This is a genomic window from Mesorhizobium sp. M6A.T.Cr.TU.016.01.1.1 (genome assembly GCF_003952585.1).
Lineage (GTDB): Bacteria > Pseudomonadota > Alphaproteobacteria > Rhizobiales > Rhizobiaceae > Mesorhizobium > Mesorhizobium mediterraneum.
On sequence record NZ_CP034452.1, the window covers coordinates 6,639,137 to 6,664,468 of the forward strand.

Annotated in this window: 29 protein-coding genes and 2 tRNA genes; 14 read left to right on the plus strand and 17 right to left on the minus strand. The window is 62.4% G+C overall.

Translation table 11 applies throughout. The features are described from left to right. Positions 1-43: 43 nt before the first annotated feature. The 6 genes from EJ075_RS32215 to EJ075_RS32240 form a co-directional block, all read right to left on the minus strand. Complete coding sequence (locus tag EJ075_RS32215; protein WP_126107088.1) at positions 44-343, minus strand: DUF1236 domain-containing protein; 300 nt, start codon at positions 341-343, stop codon at positions 44-46. A 487-nt stretch (positions 344-830) separates the two neighbouring features. After that, the gene (locus EJ075_RS32220) at positions 831-1,040 is read right to left on the minus strand and encodes a hypothetical protein (protein ID WP_095489318.1); all 210 of its coding nucleotides are present in this window, start codon (positions 1,038-1,040) and stop codon (positions 831-833) included. A 130-nt stretch (positions 1,041-1,170) separates the two neighbouring features. Continuing rightward, positions 1,171-1,455 carry a DUF982 domain-containing protein gene (locus tag EJ075_RS32225; RefSeq protein WP_095489319.1) on the minus strand — a complete coding sequence of 95 codons (285 nt, stop codon included), beginning with the start codon at positions 1,453-1,455 and terminating at the stop codon, positions 1,171-1,173. Positions 1,456-1,826: 371 nt separating this feature from the next. Next, complete coding sequence (locus EJ075_RS32230) at positions 1,827-2,366, minus strand: SgcJ/EcaC family oxidoreductase (RefSeq protein WP_095489320.1); 540 nt, start codon at positions 2,364-2,366, stop codon at positions 1,827-1,829. Between the two features lie 369 nt (positions 2,367-2,735). Continuing rightward, positions 2,736-2,812, minus strand: a tRNA-Arg gene (locus EJ075_RS32235). Between the two features lie 49 nt (positions 2,813-2,861). Beyond that, a complete protein-coding gene (locus EJ075_RS32240) occupies positions 2,862-3,167 on the minus strand; it encodes an ETC complex I subunit (RefSeq protein ID WP_015318428.1) in 306 nt (101 codons plus the stop codon). 299 nt (positions 3,168-3,466) lie between these two features. Here EJ075_RS32240 and EJ075_RS32245 point away from each other — a divergent pair, with 299 nt between their 5' ends. From EJ075_RS32245 to EJ075_RS32255, 3 genes are all read left to right on the plus strand, one after another. Then, complete coding sequence (locus tag EJ075_RS32245) at positions 3,467-4,600, plus strand: multicopper oxidase domain-containing protein (RefSeq protein ID WP_095489321.1); 1,134 nt, start codon at positions 3,467-3,469, stop codon at positions 4,598-4,600. Beyond that, entirely contained in the window at positions 4,597-5,784 is a 1,188-nt protein-coding gene (locus tag EJ075_RS32250; protein WP_095489322.1) for a metal transporter, read from the plus strand. Before EJ075_RS32245 ends, EJ075_RS32250 begins: the two co-directional genes overlap by 4 nt. Positions 5,785-5,950: 166 nt before the next feature. Next, positions 5,951-6,027, plus strand: a tRNA-Pro gene (locus EJ075_RS32255). 131 nt (positions 6,028-6,158) lie between these two features. On the opposite strand, the gene EJ075_RS32260 is transcribed toward EJ075_RS32255, so the two are convergent. Further along, positions 6,159-6,986, minus strand: a complete 828-nt coding sequence (locus tag EJ075_RS32260) for an alpha/beta hydrolase (RefSeq protein WP_126107089.1) — start codon at positions 6,984-6,986, stop codon at positions 6,159-6,161. Positions 6,987-7,115: 129 nt separating this feature from the next. Here EJ075_RS32260 and EJ075_RS32265 point away from each other — a divergent pair, with 129 nt between their 5' ends. Beyond that, positions 7,116-8,117 (plus strand): GlxA family transcriptional regulator, encoded by a 1,002-nt coding sequence (locus tag EJ075_RS32265; protein WP_126107090.1) that lies wholly within the window; start codon positions 7,116-7,118, stop codon positions 8,115-8,117. A gap of 51 nt (positions 8,118-8,168) precedes the next feature. After that, on the plus strand, positions 8,169-8,297 hold the full coding sequence (locus EJ075_RS34095) for a hypothetical protein (RefSeq protein ID WP_280953346.1): 129 nt from the start codon (positions 8,169-8,171) through the stop codon (positions 8,295-8,297). Between the two features lie 268 nt (positions 8,298-8,565). Here the strand turns inward: EJ075_RS34095 and EJ075_RS32275 are convergent, their stop codons facing one another. Both EJ075_RS32275 and EJ075_RS32280 read right to left on the minus strand, forming a co-directional pair. Further along, on the minus strand, positions 8,566-8,949 hold the full coding sequence (locus tag EJ075_RS32275; RefSeq protein ID WP_126107092.1) for a type II toxin-antitoxin system VapC family toxin: 384 nt from the start codon (positions 8,947-8,949) through the stop codon (positions 8,566-8,568). Then, positions 8,946-9,203 carry a type II toxin-antitoxin system prevent-host-death family antitoxin gene (locus tag EJ075_RS32280; protein WP_126107093.1) on the minus strand — a complete coding sequence of 86 codons (258 nt, stop codon included), beginning with the start codon at positions 9,201-9,203 and terminating at the stop codon, positions 8,946-8,948. Before EJ075_RS32280 ends, EJ075_RS32275 begins: the two co-directional genes overlap by 4 nt. A 413-nt stretch (positions 9,204-9,616) precedes the next feature. Between EJ075_RS32280 and EJ075_RS32285 the strand changes: the two genes are divergently transcribed. Beyond that, the gene (locus EJ075_RS32285; protein WP_095483248.1) at positions 9,617-10,081 is read left to right on the plus strand and encodes a hypothetical protein; all 465 of its coding nucleotides are present in this window, start codon (positions 9,617-9,619) and stop codon (positions 10,079-10,081) included. On the opposite strand, the gene hdaA is transcribed toward EJ075_RS32285, so the two are convergent. The 3 genes from hdaA to EJ075_RS32300 are packed head-to-tail and all read right to left on the minus strand — an operon-like array spanning position 10,078 to position 12,516. After that, positions 10,078-10,782 carry a DnaA regulatory inactivator HdaA gene (hdaA, locus tag EJ075_RS32290; RefSeq protein ID WP_095483247.1) on the minus strand — a complete coding sequence of 235 codons (705 nt, stop codon included), beginning with the start codon at positions 10,780-10,782 and terminating at the stop codon, positions 10,078-10,080. The genes EJ075_RS32285 and hdaA overlap by 4 nt on opposite strands. A gap of 5 nt (positions 10,783-10,787) precedes the next feature. Then, on the minus strand, positions 10,788-11,987 hold the full coding sequence (locus EJ075_RS32295; protein ID WP_095483246.1) for an AI-2E family transporter: 1,200 nt from the start codon (positions 11,985-11,987) through the stop codon (positions 10,788-10,790). After that, on the minus strand, positions 11,959-12,516 hold the full coding sequence (locus EJ075_RS32300) for a CDP-alcohol phosphatidyltransferase family protein (RefSeq protein ID WP_095483311.1): 558 nt from the start codon (positions 12,514-12,516) through the stop codon (positions 11,959-11,961). Before EJ075_RS32300 ends, EJ075_RS32295 begins: the two co-directional genes overlap by 29 nt. 622 nt (positions 12,517-13,138) lie before the next feature. Between EJ075_RS32300 and purM the strand changes: the two genes are divergently transcribed. The 5 genes from purM (at position 13,139) to EJ075_RS32325 (ending at position 16,132) form a co-directional block, all read left to right on the plus strand. Then, positions 13,139-14,203 carry a phosphoribosylformylglycinamidine cyclo-ligase gene (purM, locus tag EJ075_RS32305; RefSeq protein WP_095483244.1) on the plus strand — a complete coding sequence of 355 codons (1,065 nt, stop codon included), beginning with the start codon at positions 13,139-13,141 and terminating at the stop codon, positions 14,201-14,203. Beyond that, a complete protein-coding gene (gene purN / locus EJ075_RS32310) occupies positions 14,200-14,910 on the plus strand; it encodes a phosphoribosylglycinamide formyltransferase (RefSeq protein WP_095483243.1) in 711 nt (236 codons plus the stop codon). The genes purM and purN overlap by 4 nt, the downstream gene beginning before the upstream one ends. A 58-nt stretch (positions 14,911-14,968) precedes the next feature. Further along, the gene (locus tag EJ075_RS32315; protein WP_126107094.1) at positions 14,969-15,259 is read left to right on the plus strand and encodes a type II toxin-antitoxin system ParD family antitoxin; all 291 of its coding nucleotides are present in this window, start codon (positions 14,969-14,971) and stop codon (positions 15,257-15,259) included. Next, positions 15,252-15,545, plus strand: coding sequence for a type II toxin-antitoxin system RelE/ParE family toxin (locus EJ075_RS32320; protein ID WP_126107095.1), 294 nt, complete (start codon positions 15,252-15,254; stop codon positions 15,543-15,545). Before EJ075_RS32315 ends, EJ075_RS32320 begins: the two co-directional genes overlap by 8 nt. 71 nt (positions 15,546-15,616) lie before the next feature. After that, positions 15,617-16,132, plus strand: a complete 516-nt coding sequence (locus tag EJ075_RS32325; RefSeq protein ID WP_126107539.1) for a histidine phosphatase family protein — start codon at positions 15,617-15,619, stop codon at positions 16,130-16,132. A 186-nt stretch (positions 16,133-16,318) separates the two neighbouring features. Here EJ075_RS32325 and EJ075_RS32330 read toward each other — a convergent pair whose 3' ends face one another. The 5 genes from EJ075_RS32330 to EJ075_RS33325 all read right to left on the minus strand — a co-directional run bounded on the left by EJ075_RS32330 (position 16,319) and on the right by EJ075_RS33325 (position 22,319). Further along, complete coding sequence (locus EJ075_RS32330) at positions 16,319-16,591, minus strand: DUF680 domain-containing protein (protein ID WP_126107096.1); 273 nt, start codon at positions 16,589-16,591, stop codon at positions 16,319-16,321. A gap of 369 nt (positions 16,592-16,960) precedes the next feature. Next, a complete protein-coding gene (locus EJ075_RS32335) occupies positions 16,961-17,665 on the minus strand; it encodes a DUF2270 domain-containing protein (RefSeq protein ID WP_348627352.1) in 705 nt (234 codons plus the stop codon). A 52-nt stretch (positions 17,666-17,717) separates the two neighbouring features. After that, complete coding sequence (locus EJ075_RS32340; RefSeq protein WP_126107098.1) at positions 17,718-19,826, minus strand: molybdopterin oxidoreductase family protein; 2,109 nt, start codon at positions 19,824-19,826, stop codon at positions 17,718-17,720. A gap of 48 nt (positions 19,827-19,874) precedes the next feature. Continuing rightward, entirely contained in the window at positions 19,875-21,752 is a 1,878-nt protein-coding gene (locus tag EJ075_RS32345; RefSeq protein WP_126107099.1) for an ABC-F family ATP-binding cassette domain-containing protein, read from the minus strand. A gap of 393 nt (positions 21,753-22,145) precedes the next feature. Continuing rightward, positions 22,146-22,319: a hypothetical protein gene (locus tag EJ075_RS33325; RefSeq protein ID WP_164547240.1), complete on the minus strand. Its 174-nt coding sequence runs from the start codon at positions 22,317-22,319 to the stop codon at positions 22,146-22,148. 130 nt (positions 22,320-22,449) lie between these two features. On the opposite strand from EJ075_RS33325, the gene EJ075_RS33330 reads away from it, so the two are divergent. The 3 genes from EJ075_RS33330 to EJ075_RS32355 all read left to right on the plus strand — a co-directional run bounded on the left by EJ075_RS33330 (position 22,450) and on the right by EJ075_RS32355 (position 25,261). After that, on the plus strand, positions 22,450-22,620 hold the full coding sequence (locus EJ075_RS33330; protein WP_164547241.1) for a hypothetical protein: 171 nt from the start codon (positions 22,450-22,452) through the stop codon (positions 22,618-22,620). A gap of 99 nt (positions 22,621-22,719) precedes the next feature. Further along, positions 22,720-24,801 (plus strand): ATP-dependent helicase, encoded by a 2,082-nt coding sequence (locus tag EJ075_RS32350; RefSeq protein WP_126107100.1) that lies wholly within the window; start codon positions 22,720-22,722, stop codon positions 24,799-24,801. Positions 24,802-24,958: 157 nt separating this feature from the next. Further along, positions 24,959-25,261, plus strand: coding sequence for a DUF982 domain-containing protein (locus EJ075_RS32355; RefSeq protein WP_095483233.1), 303 nt, complete (start codon positions 24,959-24,961; stop codon positions 25,259-25,261). The last annotated feature ends 71 nt before the right edge of the window (positions 25,262-25,332 follow it).

Below are 25,332 nucleotides of genomic sequence, written 5' to 3' on the forward strand. Positions count from 1 at the left end.
CCGCACCTTCCGGCACGGCGAGCTGTCCTCCCAGTCGCTTAGGTTATTCGATGACTTTGATGACCTTGCGTGTGCCTGGATCAACGACAACGGTCCGGTCGTCGACCACCACGTAACTGTATTTGGTGTCGGGAACTTCATGAAGCTCGACCGTATCGGGCAGGGTTGAGCCGATATTGAGCTCTACCCCTGGGATTTTCACCGATGCGAGCGGCTGCTTCTTCACATATTCCCTGACGACGGTCTCCTGCTCGGGCTCGATGATTACGTCCTGAGCGGCAGCAGCGCCGATACCTGCCAGCAGCAGAAACCCTGCGACTGCAGTGGAAAGACGCATTCTCATAGCTTTCTCCTTTATGTGAGATCTCTTGCGATGGACGGGATCCTCTTTGCGCCCGGTCCACTCAAACCTGAGGCAGCCGCAAACGTTCCTTGGTTGGGCTTCGGTCTGATCCGAGACGGGACCTAAGTCTGTCCTGCTTCGTGCAATAGGCCGGACATCGCGTCATCGGGAAAGCGATGACCAAGCCACGCCGCGCCCTACGGAGGGGAAGGACGCGGGCTGATCGGGAGGGGACACCGATCTCGCAGCTTGGTTCACAGGAGAAGATGCTGCAGAAGCCGAACGTCCTCCCCGAGCCGGTGTTCCATACGGAAGTCAAAAAGCCCGCCGCACCTTTCGGCACGGCGGGCGATCAGTTGTTCACCAGGCACAGGGTGGGCGGGGGTGGGTGTGCCCGGATCGTAGGAAATCCTACGCGCGCCGGCTGCGTCGCGTCTACCAACCGGCGGTTGGAAGAGTTAACTCGGTTAGCTTGCTTTACCCGGGCCTACCGCCCCAGCGCTTGTTTCGAAGCCGACAAAAGTTCTTCCTCGTCCACCACTCCGGCCATGTAATTGGCAATAATTCGGGACGCGAGCGATTCGCGCTGTTGTTCCGATTGGCCGTCAATCTTCAAACGATTGAACACGCGGCCAAGTAGCGCCAGCTCGGACGGGTTGAAAACACCCGAATCCTCTGCTCTTCCATGAAGCGGCATGACAAACCCCCTTCGCCCAGAGATTTTGTTCGTGCAACATTATTATACACTAAAAAACCGCGCCCCGTTGCAGAATCGCAGACGCGAGAGATGAGCCCTCGCGGAAGATCTGTGACCGGTGAGGGCGACATCACATCAGATCTTCAGCAACCCCGTCGAATTTCTTGAGGCCTTCGCTTGGCGGCTTCTGCTTGTGAAGTCCCTGTTCAGTTGCAGCCGCCTCGAAGGCGGCGAACGCAGCTTGGTGACTGCAATGTCCGGCCAGGCATTCCTCGATCATTCGGATTGCTTCAAGTCGGGACGGCTTGTCCATGGATGGCCATGGTTGCCGAAGCGCTTTCGCAGCGTCGGCTATCGACGCGACCACCATCGGCCTGCGATTCAGGTAGATTGTAATCGGAATGAACGCCGTCATTTTTGTCGCTCACCAGGATTGAAGGCGGTTAAACGCGAAGAGATGGCAGTGGTTGCATCATCGTGAATTCAGAGCGCCGATGCCCGATGCCATCGAGGCTGAACACGCCTTGCTCGGTGCCAACACGCAGGGGCTGGTCGTCCGAAGAGCCTTGGTCGTTTCGGTTCCATGAACGAAGAAGCCCGCGCCCCCCGGAGGGGAAGGACGCGGGCTGATCGGAGGGGACAATCCGATCTCGCAGCATTTCTATGCGCACAGGAAATATTGCTGCAGGAGGCGAACGTCTTGCCCGTGCCAGTGTTCCATACGGAGACAAAAAAGCCCGCCGCGCCTTTCGCCAAGGCGGTCGATGAAGGCCTGGATATCAATCCCTATTGGGCCGCACCTAAATTCCAGATGTCCCGATGCAGGCGCCATGTCCCGTCGTCGCCCTTTTTCCAGACGACGATGTACTTGCCCGCTACGGTGGAGAGGGCGCCGTCTTTGCTCGGCACATCAAGCGTAAATGCGCCAACTTCGTAGGCGAGGTTCGCGCTCTCTTCCACTTCCAGCGCCTTCAGGGTGAGATTCTTCATCCCGCCTTTGATCGCGCCCTGCCAGAATTCTTCCACGCCCTTGCGGCCATCGACGCGCTTGCCGTCGGGCGGCAGCACGGCAGCATCCTCGGTATACATTTGACCCACCGCCGCCGCGTTTCCGCTGTTGAAGGCGTCCGTGAATTTCGTCAGCGCCGCTTCGATGTCCTCGCGAGCCGACTGGGCGGCCACAGACAGTGCTGACGAAAGAAGCAGCACAGCAGCAAATGCAAATGACTTAACCAGTCTCATCTCGTCCTCCCTTTGTGTGATATCCACCGGATGAATAGTGCCCATCCCGAGCGCGCCGCCGCGCCCGCGCAATGGCCAGATCATGACTTACATTAGACTTGTCTGATATGATGGCGCAAGCGCCAGACGCTCTCGACAACAGGCCAGCAAGCGACTGCCGTGGAACCTTTCAAAGCCAAATGCCTTGGATCACGTCGCGCGTGCCGTAGACAGCGCCGACCTCTTGCCGGATTTCAATCGATACGACCGGCGAGATTGGCGATCTCCTGATCGCGTGCACGGTTGCGCTCGCTCCTGCGCGTGACTGTGCCGAGCGCAGATCAGCAATAGCAGCGTGGGTTCGATGCCGTCATTTTCCGCATGGAGCGGAACCCATGAGGAAGAAAATCTGTAAACGGATCGGAATGCCATTCTCCCGAAGTCGGGAATATGGTGCTATGTCTTTGAAAATACTGGCGATCCCGACAGGATTCGAACCTGTGACCATCGGCTTAGAAGGCCGGTGCTCTATCCAGCTGAGCTACGGGACCGCTGGGCCGACGCCAAGGCCGGCTGAATTATGCGATGGGCATTTGCCGGTCAATGCGTCCAGGGCGTCCTGCGGTCATAGCGGAAATTCTCCGCATAGGAAATCTGGCGGCGCTTGGTTTCCTTCGGCTCCTCGACACGGAAGGCCAGCCCCTCTTTCTCGGCATAGGCCACCGCCTCTTCCCTGGTGTCGAAGGTGAGCCTGATCTGGCTGCGCATGTCGCCCGACGTGGTGTAGCCCATCAGCGGATCGATTTTCTTGCGCATCTCGGGATCGAATTCCAGCACCCAGTGGCCGGTCTTGGCCTTGCCGGACTGCATCGCGGTTTTGGCTGGGCTGAAAATGCGCGCGGACATGGTCACCTCGTTGCTACGTGCAAGCGGCACCTGCCGCTGTATTCCCGTCATTACTTCGCAATGCAGCCGGCGGCAAGGCCGATGGTTTTTGCGCTCCTGTCGCGGACCTGAACCAAGCAGAATGAGGACTACGCAATCTGCTGTGACGGCGTCGGCTGCAAGGCAGCTTGCCAAGCCCGTTGCACCGTCTTGGCGCGTTCAGCCGCACGGGGGCATGCCGCGACCGAACTAAGCCATTGCTATATTTGACAGCTGACGCTATTATCGGTCAAACGAATGAATTCGAGGAAAAAGTTGGCATGGTCGATGTCGGTGTGTGGTTGCGCGATCGGATAAGCCGACGTTCCGTCCTTACAGGAAGTCTTGCTGCCGTGGGCGGCACGGCGATTGCTGCCCGCAGCGCGCTCGGTCAGTCCGCCCAGCATAGCGGTCATGACATAGCGGCGGTGGCCGCCACCGATCCGGCACCTCATCATATGAATGCTCATGGCGCGATGGTCACCGTCGGGGAGGTGGACAACGCCGCCAACGGTTTTGATCCGATCCCGATGCTGACGGACTGGGAGCGAGGGACGGTCTCGGTTCTGCCCGATGGGCGCACGCTCAGGACGTTCGAGGTGACGGCCGTGGACAAGACGATCGAGATCGCACCGGGCGTGTTCTTCCCGGCATGGACGTATAACGGCCGCGTGCCCGGTCCGGCGCTGCGCGCCAAGGAAGGCGAGCGCATTCGCATCGTCTTCAAGAACAACGGCTCGCATCCGCACTCGATGCATTTCCACGGCATCCATGCCGCCCGCATGGATGGAATTCCCGGCGCCGGGCTGGTCGATCCGGGTGGCGAGTTCGTCTACGAATTCGACGCCAAGCCCTTTGGCTGCCATCTGTATCATTGCCACGCCTTGCCGCTGAAGAGGCACATCCACAAGGGCATGTATGGGGCCTTTGTCATCGACCCGGACCCGGATCGCCATCCCGACCATGCCGAGATCGCCCGGTCGCGGCTTCTCGACACGCCCGAGAATGCCGGCTGGCAAGAGCTGGTGATGGTCATGAACGGATTCGACACCAATTTCGACGAGGAGAACGAATTCTACGCCGCCAACACCATCGCCCACGCCTATGCGAAGACGCCGATCCGCATCGTGCGAGGCAAGCCGGTGCGCATCTATCTGGTCAATGTGGTGGAATTCGATCCCATCAACTCGTTTCATCTGCATGGAAATTTCTTCGACTATTTCGATCAGGGCACGACGCTGACGCCGACCTTGAAAACGGTCGACCTCATCATCCAGTGCCAGGCCCAGCGCGGCATCCTGGAATTCACCTTCGCCGAGCACGAACCGGGCCTCTACATGTTCCACGCGCATCAAAGCGAGTTCACGGAGCTCGGCTGGATGGGCATGTTCGACGTCGTCGAGGCGCTGGCATGAACAAGGTCGTCACCATCGATTCACCGGCAAGGCCGCGCAGCCGTTGGTTGTGGATCGGCCTGCCCCTTGCCGCGCTCGCCATTGCGGTGGCGTGGATCATTGCCGTCAATCCGCTGCAAGGATTGTCAAACGGCGCGCCCGCCGTCGAGAAACTGACTTTCGAGCGTGTCGTCCTCGATACATCAGGCCTTCATCTTCTGGTCAGGGCCGGCGGCTCCGAGCCGATGACCATCGCCCAGGTCCAGGTCGACGGCGCCTACTGGCAATTCACCCAGGACCCGCCGGGCACCATCGCGCGTGCTTCCACGGCGTGGATCAATCTGCCTTTCCCGTGGGTTCTGGGTGAAACGCACACGGTCAATCTGGTAACCAACTCAGGCGTCACCTTCGAACATTTGATCGAAGTTGCCGTGCCGACGCCTACCGCCACTGCGGGACAGCTCAAGCTGCAGGGACTGGTCGGCATCATCGTCGGCGTGCTGCCTGTCGCCATTGGCCTCATGTTCTATCCGGCGCTGCGCGGTGTCGGACAGAGCGGCATGAACTTCCTGTTGGCGCTGACCATCGGGTTGCTCGCCTTTCTGCTGGTCGACACGATCGAAGAATCCTTCGAGCTTGTCGGAACCGCAGCCGCTGTGTTCCAGGGGCCGGTCATGGTGGTGCTGGCGGGTCTGGCTAGCTTTCTCGTCCTGATGGCGATCGGGCGGCGGCGCGGCACGCCGACAGGGCTGGCGTTGGCCACCTATATCGCGCTCGGCATCGGCCTTCACAATCTCGGCGAAGGCCTTGCCATCGGCGCTGCCTTCGTGGCCGGCTCGGCAAGCCTCGGAACCTTCCTGGTGCTCGGCTTCGCCCTGCATAATATTACCGAAGGCATCGGCATCGCCGCTCCGATGCTGAAGGAGCGGCCGCCGCTGTGGACGTTCGCCGGCCTGACCTTGCTCGCCGGTGGGCCTGCGGTTATCGGCATGTGGCTCGGCAGCCTGGCCTATGCGCCGCAATGGTCGGCGCTGGCGCTTGCCATCGGCGCCGGCGCGATCCTGCAGGTCATCGTCGAGGTCGGCGCCTATCTGATGCGCCGCAACCAGAAGGGCATCGATGCCTTCTTCACGCCACCGGTCATGGGCGGCCTGGCGGCCGGCGTCGCCTTCATGTACGCGACGGCCGCTTTCATAAAGGTCTGACCGGACAGGAGCCTGGGTCCTGAGGCAGCGCTGCTGTAAAGCCGTTGCGCGCGACTTGGCTGGCTGCAATTCCGGCCCCGATCGCCGCACGGGCCTGCCGTTTGTTCCGTTTTCGTCTTTTAGGGGTTGCGCAGCCAAGCCCGGAACCCTATAGCCCGCAAGGACTCGGAGTGTAGCGCAGCCTGGTAGCGCATCTGGTTTGGGACCAGAGGGTCGGGAGTTCGAATCTCTCCACTCCGACCATTCATTCACAGCAAATCATCGGCCATGCTGCCGGCGCACCTGCGCCGGGCAGCATCTGCGACTGGCGAAGCACGGAAGCGACCGACGGGCAGCCCGGGTTTTCGAGCGTGCCCGCCCTGAGCTCCGAAGCGTCAGCCCTGGATGAACGCCAGGAGATCCGGATTGATGATCTCCGGGTGGGTGGTGCACATTCCGTGCGGCAGGCCCTTGTAGACCTTGAGCGTGCCGTGCTTCACCAGCTTGGCTGCAAGCAGAGCGGAGTCGGCAATCGGCACGATCTGGTCGTCATCGCCGTGCATGATGAGGACGGGCACGTCGAGCTTCTTCAGGTCCTCGGTGAAGTCGGTTTCGGAAAAAGCCTCGATGCAGTCGTAGTGGGCCTTGGCTCCGCCCATCATGCCCTGGCGCCACCAATTGTCGACAGCTCCTTGCGAGACCTTGGCGCCCTCGCGATTGAAGCCGTAGAATGGGCCGGCCGGCACATCCCTGTAGAACTGGGCGCGGTTAGCGACTAAAGCGGCACGGAAGCCGTCGAAGACCTCGATCGGCAGGCCGCCGGGGTTCTTGTCGGTCTTGAGCATGATCGGCGGCACCGCGCCAATCAGCACCGCCTTGGCGACGCCTCCTTCGCCACCGTAACGGGCAACGTAACGCGCCACCTCGCCGCCGCCGGTCGAGTGGCCGATATGGACGGCGTTCTTGAGATCAAGATGAGCGACCAGAGCCGCGACATCGGCGGCATAGGTGTCCATCTCGTTGCCGGTCGCCGTCTGTGTCGAGCGGCCATGTCCGCGCCGGTCATGCGCGATGACGCGATAGCCCTTGTCGAGGAAGAACAGCATCTGGTTGTCCCAGTCATCGGCGCTGAGCGGCCAGCCGTGATGGAACACGATGGGCTGACCCGTGCCCCAATCCTTGTAGAAAATCTCGGTGCCGTCCTTGGTGGTGAATGTGCTCATCGTCGTACTCCTTGATGTGGTTGGCTGAATTGGTTGGGCGAAGGTCCGTTCCTCCTGTGGACAAGCTACTGCAATGGGGGTCATGGTGAGAATTGGCAAAACAGACATTGGACATGGCAAAACTGACAGATGGTTGCGGCGCGTGATCCGGTCGAAATCGGCCTCGTTGTGTATCCCGGCGTTCAGGAAGCGGCTGTTCTTGGCCTGACGGATCTCTTCCAGCTGGCCAACCGGCTGGCTGCCGAACGGTCGCCGGACGCGCTGAGGCTTCGTGTCAGCCATTGGCAGTGGCAGGAGGCGAGCCAAACGGTCATCCGCACCTTCGACAGCGAACCCGACACTGACAATGGACCTGCCATGGTCATCTTGCCTCCGACTCTAGGTGATCCGATCGCTCGCGGGGTGGCCGCGCCCTACGCCGACTGGCTCAGGGCCCGCCATTCGGCGGGCGCGACGCTCGGCTCGGTCTGCGCCGGGGCCTTCGTGCTTGCCGAGACTGGCCTGCTGTCGGGCCGTGCGGCGACCACGCATTGGGCCTATCGCGACGCGCTGGCGATGCGCTTTCCCGACATCGCACTGGATGCCGACAAGCTAGTCATCGATGATGGCGACATCATCACCGCCGGCGGCTACATGGCTTGGACCGATCTCGGCCTAAAACTCGTCGACCGGGTGCTCGGGCCGACCGTCATGATGGACACTGCCCGTTTCATGCTGGTGGATCCGCCGGGACGAGAGCAGCGCTTCTACAGCCCCTTTGCTCCCAGGCTGAACCATGGCGACGAGGCCATCCTCAAAGTGCAGCACTGGCTCCAGGCGAGAGGCGCGCGCGATGTGACGCTTGCCACTATGGCGGAGCATGCGGCCTTGGAGGAGCGGACTTTTTTGCGCCGCTTTCGCAACGCCACCGGCCTCAAGCCGACCGAATATTGCCAGCACCTGCGCGTCGGCAAGGCGCGTGAGATGCTGGAAGCGACGACCCGATCAATCGACCAGATCGCCTGGGATGTCGGCTATGACGATCCCGGCTCCTTCCGCAAAGTGTTCGCCAGGATAACCGGCCTGGTGCCGGGCGATTACCGCAGGCGCTTTGGTGTGGAACGAGCGGCGCTTGTGGCCGGCGAGCGCTGAGCGGTGGCCCAGCCGTGCTTGCCCCGCGTCGACTGCCGCTGGAGGATGCGTGTGTTTGATGAGGTCTATGATGCCACGACCAACCGCACGATGATGCAGAGGAAGCCCAAGCCGCTGTGGCTGTTGCGGTGGCCGCGCCAGGCGATCGGGCTGAAGCGGAAGTGCGAGGTGAGCCAATGACTGACCGATCAATCACGAGTTGCGACGAATGCGGCAGCATATATTTCGTCGAAAGCAGTGCAATGGCCAGCCTTTGTGCTGAATGCGCGTTTCATCTCTATGGATACCCCGCCTGCGAACATCAGTTCAAAAACGGCCGATGCACAGCCTGCGGGTGGGACGGCTCTCGGTCAAAATATATCGCCGGCATTATTTCAAGGGAAAGCTCATAGGTGGGAGCGTCGACCCTGTCGCCTTGTCGCGCGCATGTGGCGCAGACAACCCATGCTTAGAGAGCGCTTTCGATATCGGTCCTCGAAAAATCGTCGCCGATATAAAGCAGGCGGCAGGCATGTTCCTTGGCCACCTCATAGGCGAAGCAGTCACCGAAATTGAGCGCGGCCGGGTGAATGCCCTTACCCCATTTTGCGTAGGCCTCGGCGATGCGACGCGCAGAGGCCGGCGTCACTGCCGCAATTTCGAAACCAAGCCCGTCGATCAGGCCGGCCAGCTCTTCGCCGACATTGCGCCGCGCTGCGACGATCAGCGCTTCGGCCACGGTGCCGGCGGAAATCAGGATGCCGTCTTCGGCCTCGAGCGCCGCGATGCAGACATCAGCCTCCGGCTCGTCAAGAACGATCGCCATCAGCGCCGAGGTATCGACCACGATCATTCGGGCAGGCCATCATCGCCATAGAGGAAATCCTGGCTTCGCGCAGCAGATGGCCCATCCTTCGCCCTCGCGGCGCCGGATGCGCGCATCGCCTCCAGCAATGCCCGACGGCTTTTCCTGTCCGGCACTGCCTTGACGGGAACCAGGCGCACGGCCGCATGACCGTGCCGGGTCAAAATGACTTCGTCACCTGCCTCGGCACGACGCACCAATTCTGTCAGCTGTCCCTTGGCGTCTGTAACGGATACCTCCATCGGCCGCTCCTCTATGGACCAACCTCTGGTCCATGTCTGCAAAATAGACCATTCAACGGTCCATTACAACGGCCTAAGGCGAGCGGGGTTGCGACTATCCGTGAGCGCGGTTGCCAGTGCCGTACACGCGACTACCGACCCCTCATTGAAGGCAAGCTCGCCGGGAAGAGAACCCCAACCGCCTCATCTCCCGGCGAGCCTACAACCTGATTTGATACGCAATCAGGACCGGGGTTAGCCGGCAAGACTGACGTTGCAAGACAGATGCCAGTCTTCGTTTCCCGAAATGGAACACCGGCAGGGGTGGTCGTTTTCCGCGTTCGACCAATCGGTGTTTCGACTTTGACGTAGCGTCCGGCGTCGTGTCATCCTGCGGGAACGGCGGGACGCCGATGTGAGGCGGGGCAAGTAGAATGAATGCTTCCTACCCTGGTGAAGAGGCAACAGCCGAACAGGTACTGGGACTCGCAAGCGAATTCAGAAATGCAGCGATCCGCCTGCTGGAACATCGACGCAAGGGTAACGCGCTTTCCCTGGTGCCCTGCCGTTTCACCGCCCTTCACGCAATCGAACTCTACCTCAATGCCCATCTCCTCCTGACTGGTTCTGATCATAAGGCGTTGCGTGGCCTGCAGCACGATTTTGCGACACGTACCGCAAAGGCAATCGCCTCGGGACTGGTCCTGCGGAAACGCACGGCACACCATCTGTCCCAACTTACTGGAAACCGAGAATATTTAGTGACGCGATACGGTCCAGAGATGACCACCGCCCTGTCGCAAATCAACAGGCTGATAGCGACTTTAAATGAAGTTGCGGCGAAAGTGGAAGAGCCTGCAGCCCTCCGAGGCAGCACGCCAAAGCCCACTACAGTCTAAATCTCGAACTCGCCCTGCCCCTCATCCATGGCGCTGACGGTTTCGGCGGCGAGCGCCCTCGTGATCGGCGTCTTGCGCTCCAGTGCCGTGCGATCGAGCCGCTCCACCACCCGCATCGCGGTGCCCAGCGAGCGTTCGATGCGGCGCACCAGATATTGCACGACATGTGGCTCGACCTCGACCTGGCGGTCGGCGAACAGTTTGGTGATGACGCCGGCCAGCAAGAGATCGTCGGGCTCGTGGATCTCGACCGTCGCCGCCGCTTTCAGCCGCGAAGCGAGGTCCGGAAGCCTAACGCCCCAGGCGGACGGAAAGCGCCGCGCGGTCAAGAGCAAGGTCGAGCCGGCCCCGCGCACCGCATTGATCAGATGGAACAGCCCCTCTTCATCGACCGCGCCGGCATCGACGTCGTCGATCAGGGCAGGCCGCGCGCCGAGGCCCGCCATGCAGTCGCCGATGCGCCTGACATCGACTGTCACGGCCCCGGCGCGGGCGCGCCAGATCGAGGCCAGGTGGGTTTTTCCAGAGCCCGCCGGACCGGCGAGCACGACCACCGGCGACGGCCAGTCCGGCCAGCGATCGACCAGCGCCACCGCTTGGCTGTTGGTGCCGGAGACGACGAGCTCGTCGCGCGAGTAGCCGGTGCCGTGGCCGAGATCGAGCGGCAACTGGCGCGGCGGGTCGATCTTGTTGTCCGGCATCTGGCTCAACTGCGCGGCCCACCGCTCCCGCGGCGACGCGCCGGCAGCGGCGGGACAGGTTCGGTGCTGTGGCCCTTGTAGAGCGGCGATTCCAGATAACGGGCGATGGCAAAACGCACCAGCACGGCAACGGCGGCCGAGGCCGGCACGGCGATCAGCAGGCCGACGAAGCCGAACAGCGCGCCGAAGGCAAACAGCGAAAACATCAGCCACACCGGATGCAGGCCGACGCTTTTTCCCACCAGCCTCGGCTGCAGGATGTTGCCCTCGATGAACTGGCCGACGAAGAACACGCCGGCCACCGCCGCGATCATGGTCCAGTCGGGCCAGAACTGAACGAAGGCAACGCCGACGGCCAGGACCAACCCGGTCAGCGAGCCGACATAGGGAATGAAGGAGATCAGCCCGGCGAACAGGCCGATCAGGATGCCGAAATTCAGGCCGGTCAACGTGAGGCCGGTGGCGTACATGGCGCCCAGCACCAGGCACAGCGTGCCCTGGCCGCGCACAAAACCGGCGGTAGCAGTGTTGATGTCGTTGGCGATCGCCCTGACGGTCTTGACATAGTCGCGCGGCACCCAGCTGTCGACGATCGCCACCATGCGGTCCCAGTCGAGCAGCATGTAGAAGGCAACGACTGGTGTCACCACGAACAGGCTGACCACCGACACTAGCGCCACGCCGGAGCTCCAGATCGATGTGAACACCGTGGTCAGGAGGCCGAAGCCGGAGGTCAGCAGCGAATTCAAGCCTTCGCGCAGGCCATTGGCGTCGACGCCGAATTTCTCTTCCAGCCACCTCGGATCGAAGCTCGTGATCAGGGTCTGCAGCCGGGTCAAGTATTCCGGCAGCTTGCTGGCGAAATCGGCCATCTGCGAGGCCAGCACCGGAACGAGGATGACGAAGGCCAGCACCAGAACGACGATGAAGGCGAACAGGATGACAACCGTCGCCATCAGCCTGGACAGGCCGAGCCGCTGCAGCCGGTCGGCGACCGGGTCGAGGAAGTAGGCGAGGACCATGCCGGCGACGAACGGCAAAAGGATGCCGCTGAAGACATAGAGGAAGACCGCGAGGATGATGGCGCTGATCAGCCAGAAGCGGATTTGGCGGCGAAACACGCCAGACGCGGCGGCATCGGCGGCCGCAGCCTCGGCTGCCGCGTCGATGTCCTGGTCAGGTGTCCGGTGTGGAGCCTTCGCCATAGCCGCTCATATGCCTCAGCCAAGCCACGAGATAGGCCGCGGCCGAAGCCACGGTCAAGACCCCGGACAGCAATATGAGCACCGGCCTGAGCGGATCGAGGTCGAGGGCGAGAGCCAGTTCGCCCAGCACCACCGCCGCCAGCACGATCTGGATGGCGGTGTTGGCCTTGGATACGAACAGCGGCTTCATCTCGACCGGGTGGGCCATGACGGTGGACAAAAGCACGGCGCAGACGATCAGCGCATCGCGCGACACCATGGTGACGACCAGCCACAGCGGCAATTCACCGATGAAGCCCAGCACCACGAACACCGAAACCAGCAGCAATTTGTCGGCCATCGGATCGAGATAGGCGCCAAGTTGCGAAAACTGGTTGAAATGGCGGGCGATGAAGCCGTCGACACCGTCGGAAATGCCGGCGATGAGGAAGCCGGCGAAAGCCCAGTCCCAGTGCGCCTGCAGCATGGCCAGCACCACGCCCGGCACCAGCACGAAACGCATGATCGTGATCATGTTGGGGATGGTCAAACGCATGTCCCGTCGTTTCTGTTTTAATGATACATGATGGAGATGGGACGCTACGGCAAGTGGCGACGCTCTCTCCTCGCTCACCTGCTCCACCCCAGACCGAAAAAACGAACCTAGCGAATGACGATGGCACAGAGATTTACAATCGCCCTGCGTGTCACACTTTGCTATTTGGCCGGAGTAACAGAAAGCTTCCTAGGTTTCGCATCTTTTACAACTCCACACCGCGACGCGTCGATGCATGACCTTTTGATCAGTTTCGTTCTTGCCTTGGTGGTCGGCCTTCTGGCGTCTTGGCCTCTCTGGCTGGTGGCTGCCGTCGTGGCGTTCGTTTTCGGGCGGTCAGTCGCCGTAAACCCGGGTGTCTGGACTGTGGCGGCAAGTTTGATCGCCGCCGGTTTCTCCTACGGGGCCCTCCCGAGCGACGAGGTCAGGTCCTTAGCGACCGTCGGCGTCCTCGCCGCTGCGCTGGCGGGCATTTCTTTCTACTGCTGGAGCGTAGGGAGCCCGGTTCGGCCGATCTCCAATTGAACATCGCCATCGCTCGCTTGCCTTGCGAGGCAAAAGCGTTCATGCGAAGAGCCCTCAAGCAAGTGGAAACAGAGATGAGCAGGCGCCAGAAATGAGCAAGCGCAAGAACGGGCTCACTTATGCCGAGGCGGGTGTCGACATCGATGCCGGCAATCTCATGGTCGAGAAGATCAAGCCGCTGGTGCGCGCGACGCGCCGGCCGGGCGCCGACGGCGAGATCGGCGGCTTCGGCGGCCTGTTCGACCTCAAGGCCGCCGGCTTCACGGACCCGGTGCTGGTCGCCGCCAATGACGGCGTCGGCACCAAGCTGAAGATCGCCATCGATGCGGGCAAGCACGACACGATCGGCATCGATCTCGTCGCCATGTGCGTCAACGACATCGTCGTGCAAGGCGCCGAGCCATTGTTCTTCCTCGACTATTTCGCCACCGGCAAGCTCGACCCCGACCAGGGTGCTTCGATTGTCGGCGGCATCGCCGAGGGCTGCCGACAGGCCGGATGCGCGCTGATCGGCGGCGAGACGGCGGAAATGCCCGGCATGTATCACGGCAAGGACTACGACCTTGCCGGCTTTGCCGTGGGCGCGGCCGAACGTGGCCAGCTACTGCCGACAGACGACATCGTCGAGGGCGACGTGCTGTTGGGACTGGCCTCGTCGGGCCTGCATTCGAACGGCTTTTCGCTGGTCCGCCGCATCGTCGCGACAAGCGGCCTTGCGTGGTCCGATCCGGCGCCCTTCAATGATGAAGCCACGCTGGCCGAGGCGCTGCTCGAGCCGACACGCATCTACGTCAAGTCGATCCTCAAGGCGATCCGCGGCACGCATGGCATCAAGGCGCTGGCCCACATCACCGGCGGCGGCTTTCCTGAAAACATCCCGCGCGTCTTGCCGAAGGATTTTTCGGCCGAACTCGACCTCGACGCCATCGAGGTGCCCCCGGTATTCTCATGGCTGGCGAAGACCGGCGGCGTGGCGCCCGAAGAGATGATGCGCACCTTCAATTGCGGCGTCGGCATGATCCTCGCCGTCGCCTCCGGCCAGGCCGCACAGGTCGCGGCCGTGCTGCAGGAGGCCGGCGAGACTGTGGCGCCGATCGGCCGCATCGTGCCGCGCCGCAACGCCGGCGTCATCTATCGGGGCTCGATCGGCCTATGAGCACGCGCAAACGCACCGTGGTGCTGATTTCGGGACGCGGCTCCAACATGACGGCGCTGATCGCCGCGGCCAGCAACCCGGACTATCCGGCCGAGATCGTCGGCGTCATTTCCGACCGGGCCAATGCCGCCGGTCTAGGCATCGCCGCGGCGCGCGGCATCCCTACCAAGGTGATTTCGCGGGCCGACCATACCAGCAAGGAAGCGCATGACGGAGCGATCGACGCGGCACTTGTCTCGTTCGGCGCCGAGATCGTGACGCTGGCCGGTTACATGCGCATCCTCGGCGCGCGCTTCGTCGAGAAGTGGCTGGGACGGATGATCAACATCCACCCTGCCCTGTTGCCTGCTTTCAAGGGGCTGGATACGCATGCGCGAGCTATCCGCGCGGGCATTCGCATCCATGGTTGCACGGTGCATTTCGTCACGCTCGATATGGATGACGGCCCGATCATCGCCCAGGCTGCCGTGCCGGTGATGGTCGGTGACAATGAGGATACGCTTGCCGCCCGCGTGCTGAAGGCCGAGCACCGGCTTTATCCGCTGGCGCTCGGGCTGGTCGCCGAAGGCAAGGCGCGGATGGAAGGCGGCCGTACCGTGCTTGCCCACTTCGCCGACGATGCAGACAACAGCACTTCCGTGGTCATGGCGCCCGATCCGCTGCGCGAGGAGACCGATCTCGAGCATCTGGCGCGCATCACACCATGAGAGCCATCCTTGAAGATGGTGGCAAATATTGCTACCATCTTCACAAGGAGACAGTTTGATGGCGACAGTCGAAAAAGTCAGCGTGGCGCTTTCCCCCGAACTGCTGGACATGGTCAAGGGCGCGGTGGCCAGCGGGCAATACGGTTCGGCAAGCGAAGTAATCCGCGAAGCGCTCCGCGAATGGCGCCTTCGCCAGCCCTTGCGCGAAGCGGAAGCGGAGCGGCTGCGGAAAGCCTGGACGGAAGGGCTGGAGAGCGGCCCGTTCGCGCCTTTCGACATCGAGGACATCAAGCTGAAGGCGCACAGCCGGTTCAGCGACGTTGCCAAAAAAACACAGCGGAATGGCTGACATCCTCATTGTCCGCAGCCCGGCCGCCGAAAACGATCTGATCGAAATCTGGTTTGGCATTGCGACGGACAGCCCGCTTGCCGCGGATCGCTTTCTGGACGCCATAGCGGCGCGCATCTTGCAATTGGCCAGCTTCCCTGAATCCGGCCCCAAGAGACCGGACATCGGCGCCGAGGTGAGAGCGCTGACGATCGGCAATTATCTCGTGCTTTATCGCTTGGCAAAACAACGCGTCGAGGTCGTTCGCGTCGTGCATGGCGCGCGCGACGTCTCGGCGCTATTTTGAAAGATCATGGCAACTGCAATTGGCAGCAGCTGGCGGACATCACGCCCTGAGCAGAGGCTGGCATGGCGACAATGAAACAACTCCTTCTTCTGCGTCATGCCAAGTCGAGTTGGGACGATCCTGACCTCATCGACTTCGACCGGCCGCTTTCCGGGCGCGGGCTGAAGGCGGCCCCGCTGATCGGGCGCGAACTGGCCAGGCAGGGCTGGCTGCCCGATGTGGCGCTGGTATCTCCAGCGCTGCGCAGCCGCGACACATGGCGGCTGGTCTCGGCGGAATTGCCGGCGAAAACGCCGGCCAAATTTGTTCAGGCGCTCTACGAGGCCAGTGCGGCAGACGTTCTCGCCAAGGTACGGCAGGCAAATGCTGTAACAAGCACCCTTCTGGTGATTGGCCACAATCCCGGTCTGGAGGAATTCGCGCGCCGGCTTGCCGGCGCCGGATCGGATGCCGCGGCACTCAAAAGGCTTGAAGAAAAATTTCCGACGGCGGCGCTTGCCCGCTTCGTTTTTGACGGCGACTGGGCACGGCTGGCCCTCGACGAGGCGCGGCTGACACACTGCGTTTGGCCGAAGGATCTGCGCTAGCGCATGGCCCGAAAATCGGAATCGATTTTTGCTGCGCTGACTTTCAGTTCGGAAAGGATCATGCGCAAAAATCAAAGCGTCATTTGTGCGTCCCAAAAAGGGCGGCGCTGCTGACGGTGACTCTATATGCAAAAGCAAGAGCGGCGGGCCAAACCCGCCGCTCTTTGAGTTCCGGAGCTTGAGGACTTAGCGGCGGCCCCAGTTGCCCCGGCCAGATTGAGGCGCGACGGACTGATCCGAGCCGGACTGGCGCGTCGTATCGGTGTTGACGGCATTATGCTCGGTCGGGAGCAGCTTGCGGATCGAACCCGTGAGCGTGTTGTCGACATTTCCAACAGGCTCATTGCCAACCGGCGCAGCCGGCTGGTTGACGCCGTCCGAACCATAGTGGTCGCTGCCGGCAAAGGCGCTGCCTGTAGCAATGAGGACGGCAGCGGCGGTAAGAGCAATCTTGGTCATTTTTTCAGGTACTCCAGTATTTTCATGTTTTCAGTGTTGTTGTCCGTCTAGTGGCGTGCCTTGGGAGGATTTCGCGTCGTTCGGACCATCCCGAAGTGGGTTGGCCATGCGGCGGTTTCCAATCACAAAGATTTTTCAGCTACGCCTGAATCGGGTGCTTGAAATCCGCCAAAAGGCTTCCTTCGCCACAATCTTTTGCATTCTTTTCAATTTGTTATGCGAATTTGTCCGCCGCGAGGTGCAGGCATTCGCCGAGCCGGCGTTCACCCGGTCCTGCACGATGCGTCAACAGAAACGAACCGATCGGTTCGATCCCTCCACTGATGCGCAAATGAAATTTCGCAGAGCTACCGGCTTTGCGTTGCCGCCTTAGACGTGCACGTCACCAAAGGAGAGTTCGCCATCGTCGCCAGCAGCCAGGAAGGCAGTGACTAGCAGGCCGGCATAGAGGGCGGCGACCAGCACGACGATGACCACGCCGGGAATGGGCCCCAGGGCAGCGCCGGTGACGGCCTCGCGCACCGAACCGACGAAGCCGATGCGGACACCCTCGGTTAGAAGACTGGGTGTCGACAGTTTGAGGATCCAGGCCATCAGCAGGATCAGCAGCATGTGGATGTAGTTTCGACGCAGACGACGCGCCAACGCCGCTCGTTGCGAAATGAGGAATTTTGGAGCGCGCAGGCTTTCGCCGACGATCAATAGCCAATCGGACGCAAAGTCCGGCTGCGGCGAGAATATCTGCGCGAAATAGTGCCGTTCGAACTGGCGCACGCGGGCCCGGTAAACGTCGAAGAAGCGATATCGCCGCGCTTCTATCCACAGCAGCAACAGGACAAGCAGCATGGCAAAAAGCAGCACGCCGTGATGCGCGCTAGCCGTCGAAAGCGAGACGGACAGCATCGCCGCGACGACCGTTATCGCCCAATTGCTCGTCCGGTCCAGGCGGTCGCGCCACCCCGTCATGCGTAGAATCTCGGCGCGATGAAAGTGTGACATTGTGGTTACGAGTTCGCCGGGCGAAAGCGTTCTTCCAATGGGGTTCGGCGCTGCCGACACATCTGCCATCACCATGCCTCCACCCGCCACGCAAAAAACGGCTGGAGGGATATATCGTTCCGACGCTTCAATTGGCCGAGCGCAGCCAGACCTTGTTGTCGTGAAAAGCCGCACCGCCATACGGCGCTGGCGCGTCGGCGCCGGTTAGCACATTGATGCCCTCGCCCCGCTCATGGGCGCTGTTCGGCCATATGCCCTCGGCCACTACGACGCCGCGCTTGAGGCCATCGAACAATCTTGCGTGCAGCACGACTTCGCCGCGCGCATTGCCGATCTCGACGCGGTCGCCGTTGGCCAGCCCATAAGCTGCCGCATCGTCCGGATGCAAAAGCAGTTCCGGCCGGCCCTCCTTGGCCTTCGACACCGGCGTCTCCGAAAAGGTCGAGTTGAGGAAATTGCGCGCCGGCGAGGTGGTCAGCCGGAACGGATGCGCCGCATCCGCCACCTCGATCAGGTCGATATGGTCGGGAAATTCCGGCAGGCTTGCCACCGGCCCGAACAGGCCCATGCTTTTCGGCGGCCGGTTGGGCGCCGCCTGACCCGTCCAGTCGGCGCGGAAGCGGAATTTTCCGTCCGCGTGGCCGAAGCCGTTGATGAAATGCGCCGCCTCGAAATCCGGCTGCAAATCGACCCATTTTTCGTCCCTGAGGCTCGAAAAACTGCCCAGGCCCCGCTTGCCCAGGATGATGTCGATATGCTGTTGCTCGGTCATGCCGAAGCCAGGCTTTTCGCCAACGCCCAGCCTTTTACCGAGCTCCTCGATGACGAAATGGTTGGTGCGCGGCCCTTCCGGCGGGTCGATCAGCTTCGGACCGAGCGTGATATGCTGGTTACCGCCGCCCTTGTAGACGTCGTCATGCTCGAGGAACATCGTCGCCGGCAGCACGACATCGGCAAGTTTTGCGGTGTCGGTCACGAATTGCTCGTGCACGCAGGAAAATAGGTCGTCGCGCAGAAAACCCTGCTTCACCAGCCGCTGCTCCGGCGCGACATTGACCGGATTGGTGTTCTGGATCAGCAGCGCCGTCACCGGCGGGCCGCCATAGAGCGCATCCTCAGCGCCGGTCAGCACGGGGCCGATGCGCGAATGGTCGAGATGGCGGATCGCGGGGTCGCGCATCCGCGTGCCTTCCAGCAGTTCCTGGTTGAGCTTGAAGATGCCTGAATTGGAATGGAAGGCGCCGCCGCCCTCATACTGCCAGCAGCCGGTGACCGCGGCGATCGAGGCGGCAGCATGCATGTTGACCGAGCCGTTGCGCTGGCGCGAAAAACCGTAGCCGAGGCGGAAATAGGTTTTCTTCGTCATGCCGACGATGTGGGCGAATGCCTCGATCTCGTCGACAGAAAGCCCTGTTATATCAGCCGCCCATTGCGGCGTTCTCGTCTGAAGATGCGCTTCCAGACCGTGCGGGTCGTCGGTGTATTTCTGGAGATAGGCGCGGTCGGCCAGGCCGTCACGAAACAGCACATGCATCACCGCGCAGGCCAGCGCGCCGTCGGTGCCGGGCTTCAGCACCAGGCCGAGATCGGCCTGCTTCATCGTCGCGTTCTCATAGACGTCGATGACGACGATTTTCGCGCCGCGTTCCTTGCGCGCCTTGATCGCGTGGGTCATGACGTTGACCTGGGTGACCACTGCATTGGTGCCCCAGATCACCACGCAGTCGGACTTGGCCATCTCGCGCGGGTCGGGACCGCGCAACGCGCCGGCGCCCATCATCCAGCCGGTCCAGGCCAGATTGGTGCAGATCGAACCGAAGAAGCCGGAGTACTTCTTGGCGTGCCTGAGCCGCTCGATGCCGTCGCGCTGCACCAACCCCATCGTGCCGGCATAGTAATAGGGCCAGACCGTCTCCGAGCCGTATTTTGCCTCGGCCGCGATGAACTTTTCGGCGACGAGGTCGAGTGCCGCCTCCCAGCTCGCTTCCTTCCAAAGGCCCTCACCCTTGGCGCCGGCGCGGATCAGCGGCTTCAGCAGGCGGTCGGGGTGATGGACGCGGTCGGCATAGCGGGCGACCTTGGCGCAGATGACGCCTGATGTGTAGCTGTTGGCCTTGGCGCCATGGACGCGACCAATGCGCCTGCTGTCGAGCAGCTCGACCTCGAGCGCGCAGGTCGACGGGCAATCATGCGGACAGGCCGAATGGCCGATTCTGAGCTTGGCGTGTTGATTCATAGGGCCAAACTAGCCGTATATGGCAGCGGCGTGTAGGGCCAGATGGCGCTACTCCGCCGTGCCTTCCTCGTATTCCGCCGACATCGACAGCCATTTTTCTTCGTGGGCGGCCAACGTCTGGGCAAGCTGCGAGCGCTCCTTGGCCAGCTGTGTCGCCGTCGACGGGTCTTTTTCATAGACCGCCGGATTGGCGAGCTCGTCCTCGATCAAGTCGATGCGCTTGCGGATGCGGTCCATCAGCGCTTCTGTGGCGCGGATCTCCTTGGCCAGCGGCTCGAAGGCCGCGCGGCGTGCGGCCGCGTCGCGGCGACGGTCGGCCTTCGAGGCTTTTTCGGCCTCGCGCTTGCCGCGGCGGTCGCCGGACACGCCGGTGACTAGCGTCTTGTAGTCCTCGAGATCGCCGTCAAAGGGGTTGACCGCGCCGTCCTTGACCAGCCACAGCCGGTCGGCCGTCGCCTCGAGCAGATGGCGGTCGTGCGAAATCAGGATGACGGCGCCGGGAAATTCGTTCAGCGCATGGATCAGCGATTCACGGCTGTCGATATCAAGATGGTTGGTCGGTTCGTCGAGGATGAATAGGTTTGGTCCTTCGAAGGCCGACAAGCCCATCAAGAGCCGCGCCTTCTCGCCGCCGGACAGGTCCTTGGCGGCGGTGTTCATCTTCTCGGTGGTCAGGCCGAACTGGGCGACACGGCCGCGCACTTTCGATTCCGGTGCTTCCGGCATCAGCCGGCGGACATGCTCATAGGCGTTTTCGTTCGGTCGGAGGTCGTCGAGCTGATGCTGGGCAAAGATCGCCACTTTCAGGCCGGGCGCCACCGTCATGGTGCCGCTCTCCTGCTTCAGCCGACCCGACAGCAATTTGGCAAAGGTCGACTTGCCGTTGCCGTTGGCGCCGAGCAGCGCGATGCGGTCGTCGGCATCGATGCGCAGCGTCATCTTCTTCAGGATCGGCTCACCCTCGACATAGCTGACATTCACATTGTTCAGCGCAATGATCGGCGAGGCCACGGTCTTCACCGGCTCGGGGAAGGAGAACGGCCGCACGTTGTCGTTCACAATCGCGGCGATCGGCTTCATCTTTTCCAGCGCCTTGATACGCGACTGCGCTTGTCTCGCCTTAGAGGCCTTGGCCCGGAAGCGCTCGACGAAGGACTCCATGTGCTTGCGCGCGGCTTCCTGCTTGACCCTGCCCTTCTCCTGGAGCTCGCGCTGCTCGGTGTATTGGCGCTCGAACTGGTCGTAGCCGCCACGCCAGAAGGTCAGCTTCTTCTGGTCGAGATGGACGATCGAGTTGACGGCGCGGTTAAGCAGGTCGCGGTCGTGCGAGATCAGAAGCACGGTGTGCGGATATTTCGACACGTAGTTTTCCAGCCACAGCGTGCCTTCGAGGTCGAGATAGTTGGTCGGCTCGTCGAGCAGCAGCAGATCGGGCTCGGCAAACAGCACTGCCGCCAGCGCCACCCGCATGCGCCAGCCGCCGGAGAAGGACGAGGCCGGCCGCCGCTGGGCGTCGTCATCGAAGCCGAGGCCGGCGAGGATGGTGGCGGCGCGCGACTCGGCCGAATGCGCGTCGATGTCGGCCAGCCGCATGTGGATGTCGGCGATGCGGTGCGGATCGGTCGCCGTCTTTTCTTCTTCGAGCAATGCGGAGCGTTCAATGTCGGCCTTGAGCACGATCTCGATCAGCGGCTCCTCGGTGCCGGGCGCTTCCTGCGCCACCTGGCCGATGCGCGTGTTCTTCGGCAGGCTGATCGAGCCGGTCTCGGAGGCGAGATCGCCGGTGATCGCCTTGAACAAGGTGGTCTTGCCGGTGCCGTTACGGCCGACAAGCCCTGCCTTGCTGCCGGCCGGCAAGGTCAGCGAGGCATGGTCGAGAAGCAGGCGTCCGGCCATACGGAGCGAAAGGTCGTTAATGATCAGCATGGCCGCGCTTTTGCACGGGACGTCGGCGCTTCGCAAGACCTTGAGCGCCGGTTGGTCGCATAAGGCATGAAAATGGCCGGCGGCGGCAGGTTGCCTGATGCCGCGGGAGGGGAAGACGATCGATCCAACCGCCGGCCTCGCCGGATCAGAGGGCCGACTCTGAATTGGGCCGGGAACCTGCAGCGACGGCGCGTCGCCTGGCGAGCATCGACTACTCGCATCCGAAAATTGTGCATTTGTCAGTTAATTGCCCGTGCAACGCGGTCGTCTTCAGCGATCGCACCATGACGCAAGGGCAAGACTCAGCTATGTCTAGGTGTGCGGCGGACCTGATACCCGCCTGGCCGGCGCCATCTCCTCCCAAGCGGCGCCGGCCATTTTTTCCCACAGCGTTCACTGTGCCGGCGGTGTGCCGGGTTGATCACCGCCTGACATCGATTTGGGTGCAGGGTCGACCTGCGGGTTTTGATCGACGGTGCCAGGGGCCTTCGTCGGCGGGATATTGTTGTCGCAAGCCGCCACAGCCAGGGCTGCGGCTAAAGCCAGCAAGATTGAGAGCTTATTCATCGCAACCTCCTGTCACCGGGCAAACGAGACGGTGCCGATTTGGTTGCACGCTCAGCAGAGCTCGGGGCGTTTGGAGAACGGGGGAACAAAAAGCCGCCTCTTCGGTTGGTCCACACCAATGGAGAAAATCATGATCCGTCTGCTCATAGCCGGGGCCGCCGTCTACGTGGCCTACCGCATAGTCAGGGAAATCATCGACGAAGTGCCCGACGACTTCGATCCGCTGTTGCTGCCACCTCCCGAAGACGACAAGTCGCTGCGGCGGCAGTCGGCGGCGATGGGCGTAGAGCCAGAGCGCTAGATCGAGTTCATCGGCTGGTGCGTCAAAGGGTCGGCGCGTCGATCGCAACTCTCACGTCGAAACCGTTGCGAACAAAGCAGAAACGATGCTTGATGGGCAATGAACCTCGCTGCCCGTGATTCGACCTTCCGGCCTGCCTATCTCGCGAAGCTGAATGCCGAGCAGTGCCTTGCCGTCGAGCATGGCGACGGCAAGGTCGCTGGCCCGTTGCTGGTAATCGCCGGGGCCGGCTCCGGCAAGACCAGCACGCTGGCGCATCGCGTCGCGCATCTGATCGTCAGGGGCGCCGATCCCAGGCGCATCCTTTTGATGACGTTTTCGCGTCGCGCCGCATCGGAAATGGCCAAGCGGGTCGAGCGCATCGCCGGCGAGGTGCTCGGTGGCGATGCATCCGTCATCACCGATGCTCTCACCTGGGCCGGCACATTCCACGGCATCGGCGCCAGGCTGCTGCGCGACTACGCGCTGGAGATCGGCCTCGATCCGGCCTTCACCATCCATGACCGCGAGGATTCCGCCGACCTGATGAACCTTATCAGGCACGAGCTCGGCTTCTCGAAGACGGAAGGCCGTTTTCCGACCAAGGGCACGTGCCTGGCGATCTATTCGCGTGCCGTCAACGCGCAGGCGCCGCTCGGCGAGGTTCTGGGTTCGGTGTTTCCCTGGTGCGCGGGGTGGGCAGAACAGCTCAAGGCGCTGTTCGCCCGCTATGTCGAGGCCAAGCAGGCGCAGAACGTGCTCGATTACGACGACCTGCTGCTCTACTGGGCGCAGATGGCCGGCGAGCCGGAGATATCGGCGCATCTGGGTGGGCGCTTCGACCATGTTCTGGTCGACGAATACCAGGACACCAACCGGCTGCAGGCCTCGATCCTCACGGCACTCAAGCCGGACGGATCCGGGCTGACGGTGGTCGGCGACGATGCGCAGTCGATCTATTCGTTTCGCGCGGCGGAAGTGCGCAACATCCTCGACTTTCCAAAACAGTTCGCGCGGCCGGCCGAGATCGTCATGCTTGAGCGCAACTACCGCTCGACCGAGACCGTCCTGGCCGCCGCCAATGCGGTGATCGGCGAGGCCTCGGAGCGCTTTACCAAGAACCTATGGACGGAGCGTAAATCGGCCGAAAAGCCGAAGCTGGTCAGCGTTCGCGACGAGGCCGAGCAGGCGAGTTACGTCTGCCAGGCGGCCCTGACCGAGCGCGAGGCCGGCACGGCGCTGAAGGCGCAGGCCGTGCTGTTTCGCGCCTCGCACCACAGCGGGCCGCTGGAGATCGAGTTGACGCGCCGCAACATCCCGTTCGTAAAATTCGGCGGGCTGAAATTCCTCGACGCCGCCCATGTCAAGGACGTGCTGGCGGTGCTGCGCTTCGCCGAAAACCCGCGCGACCGCGTCGCCGGTTTTCGCGTGCTGCAGCTCTTGCCCGGCATCGGCCCTTCGGCAGCTTCGCAGATCGTCGACACCATGGCCACGTCGCTCGACGAAGCGATGGGTCTGGCGCGCTACCGGCCGCCGCAACGCGCCGCCGACGACTGGCAGGGTTTCGTCACGCTGTTCTCGCAGCTTCGCACCGGGTCGGGAAAATGGCCGGCCGACCTCGAACAGGTCAGGCTCTGGTATGAGCCGCATCTCGACCGCATCCACGAGGACGCAACGACGCGCCGGGCCGATATTCTGCAGCTCGAACAGATCGCCTCGGGCTATGCCTCGCGCGAACGTTTCCTCACTGAGCTGACGCTCGATCCGCCGGATGCAACCAGCGACGAGGCCGGGCCGCCGCATCGCGACGAGGACTATTTGATCCTGTCGACCATCCATTCGGCCAAGGGCCAGGAATGGAAGAACGTCTTCGTGCTCAACACTGTCGACGGCTGCATCCCGATCGACCTCGCCGTCGGCTCGAAGGAGGATATCGACGAGGAGCGCCGCCTGCTCTACGTGGCGATGACGCGGGCCAAGGACGGCCTGCATCTGGTCATGCCGCAGCGCTTCTTCGTCCACGGCCAGGCGGCGCGTGGCGATCGCCACGTTTACGCCTCGCGCACCCGCTTCATCCCAGCCTCGATCCTCGGTGCCTTCGAACAGACATCATGGGCGAGCGTCCAGGCCAAGGACGATCCGCGTCGCCAGCCGCAAGTGCGCGTCGACCTCGGCGCCCGCATGCGTGACATGTGGAAGTAGGCCGCCTCTTCGGCACGGCGCTCATGCCACTGAGCTTGGTGGCGAAAATCAAATCTCGGCAACATGGAACCTGATGCCGCAATCCGCGTTTCTGGGCGTCCGACCCAGATCGGAGAGCGGCGTCCGCCGTCACCTCCGCCCAATACGAGAGGCCAGAATGCACGACACGATGCCCTTCACCCCGGTCGCCGTTACCGTCGGCGCCGGCCATAAGCGCATGATCGCTTCGCTCTTCGACATGCATGAGTTCCTGACCGAGTTCCCGCCATCGCGACGACGCCTGAGCTATGGCGCGGCGGTGAAGGCCTGCGAGGCAGCACGCGCCGGCGAGATCTCGCCGGAAGCGGCACGCGATGCCTTGATCACCTTCGCGGTGACGGCAGGCATTCTCTGGCCTTCGGCGCAGCCGGCGGTCTCAGTCAAGCCGGTCGCCCGAGGCCAGGGCGGATACGCCGCCTGACGCCTGGCTAGGCCTCCTTTGCGAGCGCGACCCGTCGAGATGTTGCACATCTTCGACGGGTTTTACTTTCA

Excerpts from the sequence above, each read along its gene's own strand:
- EJ075_RS32350 (WP_126107100.1), top strand. The coding sequence starts at position 22,720 with ATGAACCTCGCTGCCCGTGATTCGACCTTCCGGCCTGCCTATCTCGCG.
- EJ075_RS32220 (WP_095489318.1), bottom strand. The coding sequence starts at position 1,040 with ATGCCGCTTCATGGAAGAGCAGAGGATTCGGGTGTTTTCAACCCGTCC.
- EJ075_RS32230 (WP_095489320.1), bottom strand. The coding sequence starts at position 2,366 with ATGATCTGGCCATTGCGCGGGCGCGGCGGCGCGCTCGGGATGGGCACT.
- EJ075_RS32260 (WP_126107089.1), bottom strand. The coding sequence starts at position 6,986 with ATGAGCACATTCACCACCAAGGACGGCACCGAGATTTTCTACAAGGAT.
- EJ075_RS32285 (WP_095483248.1), top strand. The coding sequence starts at position 9,617 with ATGAATGCTTCCTACCCTGGTGAAGAGGCAACAGCCGAACAGGTACTG.
- EJ075_RS32295 (WP_095483246.1), bottom strand. The coding sequence starts at position 11,987 with ATGGCGAAGGCTCCACACCGGACACCTGACCAGGACATCGACGCGGCA.
- EJ075_RS32355 (WP_095483233.1), top strand. The coding sequence starts at position 24,959 with ATGCACGACACGATGCCCTTCACCCCGGTCGCCGTTACCGTCGGCGCC.
- EJ075_RS32320 (WP_126107095.1), top strand. The coding sequence starts at position 15,252 with ATGGCTGACATCCTCATTGTCCGCAGCCCGGCCGCCGAAAACGATCTG.
- EJ075_RS32275 (WP_126107092.1), bottom strand. The coding sequence starts at position 8,949 with ATGATCGTGGTCGATACCTCGGCGCTGATGGCGATCGTTCTTGACGAG.
- EJ075_RS33330 (WP_164547241.1), top strand. The coding sequence starts at position 22,450 with ATGATCCGTCTGCTCATAGCCGGGGCCGCCGTCTACGTGGCCTACCGC.
- purM (WP_095483244.1), top strand. The coding sequence starts at position 13,139 with ATGAGCAAGCGCAAGAACGGGCTCACTTATGCCGAGGCGGGTGTCGAC.
- EJ075_RS33325 (WP_164547240.1), bottom strand. The coding sequence starts at position 22,319 with ATGAATAAGCTCTCAATCTTGCTGGCTTTAGCCGCAGCCCTGGCTGTG.
- EJ075_RS32315 (WP_126107094.1), top strand. The coding sequence starts at position 14,969 with ATGGCGACAGTCGAAAAAGTCAGCGTGGCGCTTTCCCCCGAACTGCTG.
- EJ075_RS32240 (WP_015318428.1), bottom strand. The coding sequence starts at position 3,167 with ATGTCCGCGCGCATTTTCAGCCCAGCCAAAACCGCGATGCAGTCCGGC.
- EJ075_RS32325 (WP_126107539.1), top strand. The coding sequence starts at position 15,617 with ATGAAACAACTCCTTCTTCTGCGTCATGCCAAGTCGAGTTGGGACGAT.
- EJ075_RS32265 (WP_126107090.1), top strand. The coding sequence starts at position 7,116 with ATGGTTGCGGCGCGTGATCCGGTCGAAATCGGCCTCGTTGTGTATCCC.
- hdaA (WP_095483247.1), bottom strand. The coding sequence starts at position 10,782 with ATGCCGGACAACAAGATCGACCCGCCGCGCCAGTTGCCGCTCGATCTC.
- EJ075_RS32245 (WP_095489321.1), top strand. The coding sequence starts at position 3,467 with ATGGTCGATGTCGGTGTGTGGTTGCGCGATCGGATAAGCCGACGTTCC.
- EJ075_RS32330 (WP_126107096.1), bottom strand. The coding sequence starts at position 16,591 with ATGACCAAGATTGCTCTTACCGCCGCTGCCGTCCTCATTGCTACAGGC.
- EJ075_RS32250 (WP_095489322.1), top strand. The coding sequence starts at position 4,597 with ATGAACAAGGTCGTCACCATCGATTCACCGGCAAGGCCGCGCAGCCGT.
- EJ075_RS32280 (WP_126107093.1), bottom strand. The coding sequence starts at position 9,203 with ATGGAGGTATCCGTTACAGACGCCAAGGGACAGCTGACAGAATTGGTG.
- EJ075_RS32345 (WP_126107099.1), bottom strand. The coding sequence starts at position 21,752 with ATGCTGATCATTAACGACCTTTCGCTCCGTATGGCCGGACGCCTGCTT.
- purN (WP_095483243.1), top strand. The coding sequence starts at position 14,200 with ATGAGCACGCGCAAACGCACCGTGGTGCTGATTTCGGGACGCGGCTCC.
- EJ075_RS32215 (WP_126107088.1), bottom strand. The coding sequence starts at position 343 with ATGAGAATGCGTCTTTCCACTGCAGTCGCAGGGTTTCTGCTGCTGGCA.
- EJ075_RS32335 (WP_348627352.1), bottom strand. The coding sequence starts at position 17,665 with ATGGTGATGGCAGATGTGTCGGCAGCGCCGAACCCCATTGGAAGAACG.
- EJ075_RS32340 (WP_126107098.1), bottom strand. The coding sequence starts at position 19,826 with ATGAATCAACACGCCAAGCTCAGAATCGGCCATTCGGCCTGTCCGCAT.
- EJ075_RS32225 (WP_095489319.1), bottom strand. The coding sequence starts at position 1,455 with ATGACGGCGTTCATTCCGATTACAATCTACCTGAATCGCAGGCCGATG.